The 6437-nt window shown below is 59.5% G+C and carries 7 protein-coding genes and 1 pseudogene; 1 reads left to right on the top strand and 7 read right to left on the bottom strand.

Translation table 11 applies throughout. The annotated features are described in order from the left end of the window. A pseudogene (locus tag NRB16_RS27655) lies at window positions 1-281 on the bottom strand (RNA-guided endonuclease TnpB family protein); the annotation flags it as partial. 185 nt (window positions 282-466) lie between these two features. Then, window positions 467-904, bottom strand: coding sequence for a thioesterase family protein (locus NRB16_RS27650; RefSeq protein WP_045485720.1), 438 nt, complete (start codon window positions 902-904; stop codon window positions 467-469). 109 nt (window positions 905-1013) lie between these two features. Here NRB16_RS27650 and NRB16_RS27645 point away from each other — a divergent pair, with 109 nt between their 5' ends. After that, window positions 1014-1334, top strand: coding sequence for a hypothetical protein (locus NRB16_RS27645; protein WP_257107439.1), 321 nt, complete (start codon window positions 1014-1016; stop codon window positions 1332-1334). Window positions 1335-1743: 409 nt separating this feature from the next. Here NRB16_RS27645 and NRB16_RS27640 read toward each other — a convergent pair whose 3' ends face one another. The 5 genes from NRB16_RS27640 to NRB16_RS27620 form a co-directional block, all read right to left on the bottom strand. Further along, window positions 1744-2130 carry a hypothetical protein gene (locus NRB16_RS27640; RefSeq protein ID WP_257107438.1) on the bottom strand — a complete coding sequence of 129 codons (387 nt, stop codon included), beginning with the start codon at window positions 2128-2130 and terminating at the stop codon, window positions 1744-1746. 39 nt (window positions 2131-2169) lie between these two features. Next, window positions 2170-2613, bottom strand: coding sequence for a hypothetical protein (locus tag NRB16_RS27635; protein ID WP_253117029.1), 444 nt, complete (start codon window positions 2611-2613; stop codon window positions 2170-2172). Continuing rightward, window positions 2610-3518, bottom strand: a complete 909-nt coding sequence (locus NRB16_RS27630; RefSeq protein WP_257107437.1) for an NAD synthetase — start codon at window positions 3516-3518, stop codon at window positions 2610-2612. Before NRB16_RS27630 ends, NRB16_RS27635 begins: the two co-directional genes overlap by 4 nt. Window positions 3519-3604: 86 nt before the next feature. Beyond that, the gene (tagQ, locus tag NRB16_RS27625) at window positions 3605-4615 is read right to left on the bottom strand and encodes a type VI secretion system-associated lipoprotein TagQ (protein ID WP_045494090.1); all 1011 of its coding nucleotides are present in this window, start codon (window positions 4613-4615) and stop codon (window positions 3605-3607) included. An 80-nt stretch (window positions 4616-4695) separates the two neighbouring features. Then, complete coding sequence (locus tag NRB16_RS27620) at window positions 4696-6417, bottom strand: formylglycine-generating enzyme family protein (RefSeq protein ID WP_373568519.1); 1722 nt, start codon at window positions 6415-6417, stop codon at window positions 4696-4698. Window positions 6418-6437: the final 20 nt, after the last annotated feature.

Here is a 6437-nt window from a genome sequence, read left to right as displayed (position 1 = left end):
CAGCGCCAGCGGAGCTGGCGCTTTTTGAACTGCTTGCGCCGTGTGACATATTCGTCGGCAACAGCCTGCACCGATTGGCTGTGCAGTCCCAGGTCTTTGCCGGCCCCGTTGGTGTACTTGTGAATGTCGAACGCTGACAGAAAACGACCGTGCTCACGAATCGAGCGACTGCTCAACTCGTTTACGTAGTTCCACACAAAATTCACAGCACGAGAAGCTTCACGCAGCTGCGCTGCATGCTTGTCTCGCACTCGAATCCTGAGGGTTTTGGTCGCTTTCATTTCAGTCATGAAACACAGAATAGGGGTGGTTTTATGGATCTTAACCCCTCTGACCGCTTCGCGGTGGCGCTTTCATCCCCCACCTGAAGGAAGGGGCTTTTCGCGCCAGCTCGGTAACCGGGCTTTCGTAGGAGCTGCTTTAGCAGCGAAGCTTTAGCTGCGAGCCTTCGCAGCTAAAGCTGCTCCTACGAGGCGATAAGCAGCGCTTGCAACGCCTCACGCAAGGCATCTGGAATCGCCACCGGCTGGCTTGACTGCCGGTCGATGAACACCTGGACAAACCGCCCCGCCGCACAGGGTTCGTCTTCCCCGACCCGGAACACTGCCAGCTCGTACTCCACGGTACTGCCACCAAGTCGGGCCACCCTTAGCCCGACTTCGATCAGCTCCGGATAAGCGACTGACGCAAAGTAGTCGCACGCCGAACTGACCACCAGCCCCGCCACCTTACCGTCATGGATATCCAGCCCGCCACGCTCGATCAGCCAGGCATTCACGGCGCTGTCGAAAAAGCTGTAATAGGCCACGTTATTGATATGCCCATAGATATCGTTGTCCTGCCAGCGCGTGGTGATCGGCTGGAAGTGGCGATAGTCGTGGCGTTGCAGCAGGGTGTCGGGCATGGTCGCTCGCTCGTTGAATGGCGTGGTGTGCCGGCAGACCCGATACGTTACAGAAAAATCCGTCAGCGCCGATACAGCTGGATACGCAATGGATCTGCAAGGAGCAGCAATGCAAGCCCCCGGAACACCGGACAAGGATGACGGCATCATCCGCATCAATCGCACCGAACCTGGCCACATTGACGTGGTACTCGGCAGCCACCCAGGCAAAAGCCTGCCCCGCCCGCTGCGCACACCCCGCCCCTATGGGTTGATCCTGCTCTGTGCGCTATTGGCGATCCTCAGCCTGTGCCTGATGCTGTCGCAGTTGCGCCGCCATACCGCTGACATCGTCCCGCCTGCCGCCAGCTTGCCGCCTGTTGCCGCACCACAATTACCCGACGAAGCCAGCGCAGCACCGGTCTCACCGGAATCTGAAGCGCAACAATAGCCAAAGGCTTACACGCGCTAGCGAACAATTGCCATTTGAATGCTCGGGCAGCAGGCCTACTATCGGATCCAACCACTGGTGAACAGGAAGCTCGCCAGGATCAAGGACGATCGACCATGCCTGGATGCTGCCGACAGGGAGTTGGAATGGCTCTGGACAAAAAACCCGCTTCGGCGGGTTTTTTAGTGCCTGCGCAAAACCAAATAAGAATTAATTGCATAAATAGCCAATGTCTTACACGCTGACGAGGCATTTGGCTATTTGAACCCGGATGGTAACTCTCTAATATGGGATCCAATCCACTGACGAGCAGGACGCTGGTCAGGATCAAGGACGATCAGCCATTGCCCGGATGCTACTGACAGGGAGTTGGAATGGTTTTGGACACAAACCCGCTTCGGCGGGTTTTTTATTGCCTGCGAAAAAGGCTGTAGACAAACCTGCGAACAGATACCAGGCCGGGTTGATAGACCGCACCGATCTTGCGGATCAGGTGAATGAGCCTCGCACCACAGCCATCGTCTGCACAGAAATCATTGTTTGTGCTTCTTGCAGCACGCTGCCAGCGAACCTCAACCATCACCTTGCGAAACTCTCGATGGCGCTTGCTGTTGAGCATCAACAGGGCCAATAACGGCAGCAACAGGCCGATAACAGACCACGAGCCCGGTACACGTCGCTCTCCCCAGCGCAACAACACCATCAGGATGCAGGCAAACATCGCCAGAAAAAACGTGACGATGAAAACAGGGAAATGCCAACGCATTATCGATAGGAAATCGAGGTCTGCTCTCACTACAACGCCTTGTAGATGCTGGCTCACTGGAGCAAACAATCATCTTTTCTTCCGTTTGTTGCGTATGGCAGCCCGCTCCGCCCGCACCTTGACCATGACCTCACGCATGGCCCGATGACGCCGGGTATTGAGCAGCAAGAGTGCAACCAGAGGAAAGAACAGCCCGAGAAAATACATGATGCGAGGGACGCGATAACCGCTACCCAGCACGACCGTCAGGATGCAGGCCAGCATCAGCGCAACGACGAGCCAGACGCCCCATGGCCGTCCGCGCACCACCAGAAGGTTGGCCGAACAGAGATAGACAGACAGAACGACGATGGCCTGAAAGTAATACTGAATATTTTGCTCGGGGTCCGAGACATGCTGTTGCAGCACAATCATGGTCGCCAGTGACATGGCAAACAGCGCCATGAAAAACGCAGCGGCAAAAATAGGCAGATGCACCCGCAAAATGGTGAAGAACCCCGTTTCATGATTCATTCCGGTAGTTCCTCGTACAAGCCGACTGCGATGCTCTTTTGCACTCGGGAACTGCCAGCAAGCCCCACGCCCATACCGAGGGTTTCAGACAGTTTAATTCTGAATGCTGCTGAAATTTCCGTCGCTGGGTAACGCTTGGGCAGTACACCGCTGCGTTGTTGCAACTTGATCAGCCTGGGCGTCAGGTCAGGGTGACGTAAAGCCAGTAGTTCTTCAGTCAGACGCTTGCGCTCCTGTCTGTTCAGATTCTGCAGGGACTGATTAAAGCTGCGACCGGTCATGGTTTTGCGCATATGCAGCAACCGAGCCGCCGTTGCACCCGTGGCCGCAACACCCAGTAATGCAGCCACATCCAGGACGTCCAACGTGGTGGTGTACCACTCTTTACTGTCCAGTTGATCGTTAATTTCGGGGCTGAGCAGTTCGTTCTTCACCCGGTACAGACCGTTCGCGCATTGCAGGGTCCCGGCGCCGAGCGAGGCGGCCCCGATGGCAGTAATGGCCAGACTCGCACCACCGGTAAACGGCACTGTCACACTACCGCCAATTACCGCAATCCACCCCAGCACCGCTCCGCTGCACGCCAGGGTGGTACTGACCGCTTCATACAGCAGTCGGGACTCGCGCGGGTTGTTCTGCACCTGCTGGACGAACTGCGCTGGCGCAATATAGGGCTTGGCCTCACGCAGGATGATCCGTTTGGGTCTGAGACTGCACAGAGGGGTGAACTCGCGCAGGGTGACAACATTGAAATCGGCATCGATGTACACCACACCTGCGCCGACGATAGCAGGGTCGGCATCAATATCGGCATAGAGTTTCTTGAGATTGATGGAGGCTTCAATACGCTGCCTGGCCATCATTTGTGAGTGGGTATTGTTTAACCCGATCAAGGCTTGGGACATGGACTCTTCCTTGAAACAATGAACGACTGCCGGGCACTTCTGCCCTCAGGCAGAAGTGCGACCGGTAGGCCGCTCAAGACAGCGGGTTACACATTCGGGCAAGGCACCGGAGCCCAATCGCCGACGTCAGGGTTCTTGCACATACGGCCGACTTCGCTCTGACCGGCAGCAGCCACTTGTTGGCTCTCTGCCTGTTTGTTCTTGGCGTCCTGCAGAGACTTCTCGGTGCCTACTGCTTCACGCGGCACGTCCGGCAGCTTGTCTCGGTTGGCCTTGCCGCTGTTGCCAGCTTTGGCGGTGTTACCGGTCTTATTGCCAGTAGCCTTGCCGGTGTTCTTGTCCGCGGCCTTGGCACCCTGCTTGTTGCTGCTGGTGGTGACCAGTTGCGGGTTCTCAGCCTGGGCGACAACCACCACGTCGTTACGCTTCACGCCGACCTGCTGCAGGTCTTTCTCGTAAGCCTGGGTGTAGTTGTTCAGGTCTTCGCTGGCACGGCCGTTCACGGCCACGATCAGGTCGTTGGATTCTTTCAGGCCGGCGACGATTTCTGCCAGGCGCTTGCGACCTTCGGTGTCGTTGATACTGCCGGCCTTGCGGGCAGTAACCAGGCTGGCGAACTCGCGCTGGTAGCACGACTGTGAAGCCTTGGCGTAAGCGGTGCTGCGGTCGATATCGGCCGAGCTCTTGTTGAAGTCGGCGGCGTACGACGCAATACGCTGGTTGTCGTCGGCGATCTGCTTCTGACGCTCGGTGTAGTAACCGGCCGCACCACCGACCAAGGCACCACCGGCGGCGCCGATGGCGGCATTACGGCCGCGTTTTTCCGAGTTGCCGGTCAGCGCGCCGGCCAGTGCCCCACCCACTGCGCCGATGGCGGCACCGGTGACAACTGACTTGGTCATGTCTGAGTCGGTCTGGCGCAAGTGCTGCACAGGCTGGTAGCAGGTCGGGTAGAACTCGACCTTGGTGGTCGCACCGACCCTGGACACCGGTGAGCTGGCGCAACCGGTCAGCAGGACAGCGCCGAACCCGGCGGTAGCCAGCAACAGGCTGCGGCTTTTGGCGAGAGCTTCGAATGGTTTGCGAGACAAAAACATGGCTGCGTTCTCTTCTTCAGGTTTGGACAGGCCCGCACGGCCCAATGCAGTGCGGGGTCTTGCGGTGTTGGCCGGCACACTCATTGCGTGCTGGCCGATACGAGTAACTGTTTGAGGATGTCGGCCGGGTCGGCGCGCTTGTTCTTGCGGTACTCACCGACGTGACGCACGAACAGCGTGGCGCGGTTCATCAGGCTCTTGCCGATGACCGGCTTGCGCGCCAGCTCTTCCTTGACCCGCTGGAACTGCGCCTGAATCACCGCGTCGGTGTAGCGCGTGCCAGTGGCCAGGTTGTCGATGTAGATCGCCACGGCACCCTCCAGCGCGCTGCGCCCGTTGGCCATCGCCGAGGCGAACATCGCGGCGCTGGCCTGGTCACCGGCATCGGCGGCCTGCTTCTGGGTTTTTTGCAGGTTGGTCAGGCGGATGTTGTAGTTATTGATGGTCTCGGCCACCAGGGCAGCGGACTGGATCAGGTTGCCGGCAGCCTCTTCACGTTGCAGGGCAATCAGCGCCACGTTGCGCTTGAGCTCTTCGTTGACCAGACCCAACTCGGCTTGTAGACGCGGGTCGGCAGTGGTGCCAATGATGCTGTCCAGGCGCTTGGTCGGGTCATTGACCGCATCGATGTCATCGGTCAGCGACGCCAGCCGGCCGTCCTTCTGCCATTGCTCGAACAGCTCCTTGTAACGTGAGCGCGGCGCCGACAGCGCGCCGAGCGCGACCCGAAACCCTGTGGTTTCGTTGCGCTGCTCGGTGCCGTCGGCGGCGAACAACGGATACTCGCGACGCATGCCGGTGAACAGCGTGCCTTCGCCTTCGAGGTAATTGCCGCCCTTAGCCACAAAGCCGCCATAGGTGCCTTGGCGGCGCCCGGCATGCACCAACTGGAAGGATTCCTGCACCATCTCGGCGGCGTTGCCGATCACATCGAACATACCGATCGGGTTGGGCAGCTTGGTGCCAATCGGCATCAGCCGCGCGCCCTGCCCCGTACCGCCAGCCACCTGGCTGTACACCGCCCAGTCAGCCAACGGGCCGTCGCCTTCCTGGCCGTCCTGACGGCGCGGGAACAGCCGGCCTTCCAGATCCTGACGGCTGACCGCCTGGCCGCCACGGGCGGCGAATTCCCATTCCACTTCCGTGGGCAGGCGCACGAAGCCGATCCCGCCGTCTTCGGCGTCCTTGCCACGACCGCTGACCGGCAACAGGTCGCGGTGGTTTTTCATCAGCCAAGCGCTGTACACCGCAGCGAAACGCTCGGCTTCGAAGCGCGACAGCTTGACCTTGGGCAAGCGCCCGGCCATACCGTCCTGGGCCTCGCAAGCCGGGGCGGGTTCGCCACTGGCCAGCGATTGCGCCTGGGCCATGACTTGGGCGTACTGGCGCTGGGTGACTTCGTACTTGCCGATGAAGTACATCATCGGCTTGAGCGGCGTGCCTTTTTCAGCCTTGGGCAACAGTGGCGCGATGGTCTTGCGCCAGGCCGGCGCCAGGTCTTCAGCGGTGAACTGGCCATTAATGAAGTCGCGTCGGTAGCCGGAAATGAACGACTGCTTGTAGCCCGCCTCACCTTCACTGAACGGATAACCCAGGCTGATTTCACGGTCATCCAGCGCGCCTTCAGCGAGGATGTATACGTAGCGCATGACCATTTCGCCGCCACACGGCAATGGCAGGCTGACGTCATCGGGCAACGGTTTGGGGTTATCCAGCTTGTTGCTGGCCGGTGCCTCGCTGTCGCTCTCGGCACACGCGACCAGCGAGGTCAGGCCCAGTGTGGTCAGACACAGCGCGGCCATTGCTCGCGCCAGACAAGCCC

The sequence above is a fragment of the Pseudomonas sp. LJDD11 genome (assembly GCF_024584215.1).
In the GTDB taxonomy this organism is placed as follows: Bacteria; Pseudomonadota; Gammaproteobacteria; order Pseudomonadales; family Pseudomonadaceae; genus Aquipseudomonas.
This window is presented reverse-complemented; position numbering and strand designations above follow the sequence as displayed.

Excerpts from the sequence above, each read along its gene's own strand:
- NRB16_RS27650 (WP_045485720.1), bottom strand. The coding sequence starts at position 904 with ATGCCCGACACCCTGCTGCAACGCCACGACTATCGCCACTTCCAGCCG.
- NRB16_RS27645 (WP_257107439.1), top strand. The coding sequence starts at position 1,014 with ATGCAAGCCCCCGGAACACCGGACAAGGATGACGGCATCATCCGCATC.
- NRB16_RS27635 (WP_253117029.1), bottom strand. The coding sequence starts at position 2,613 with ATGAATCATGAAACGGGGTTCTTCACCATTTTGCGGGTGCATCTGCCT.
- NRB16_RS27630 (WP_257107437.1), bottom strand. The coding sequence starts at position 3,518 with ATGTCCCAAGCCTTGATCGGGTTAAACAATACCCACTCACAAATGATG.
- tagQ (WP_045494090.1), bottom strand. The coding sequence starts at position 4,615 with ATGTTTTTGTCTCGCAAACCATTCGAAGCTCTCGCCAAAAGCCGCAGC.
- NRB16_RS27620 (WP_373568519.1), bottom strand. The coding sequence starts at position 6,417 with ATGGCCGCGCTGTGTCTGACCACACTGGGCCTGACCTCGCTGGTCGCG.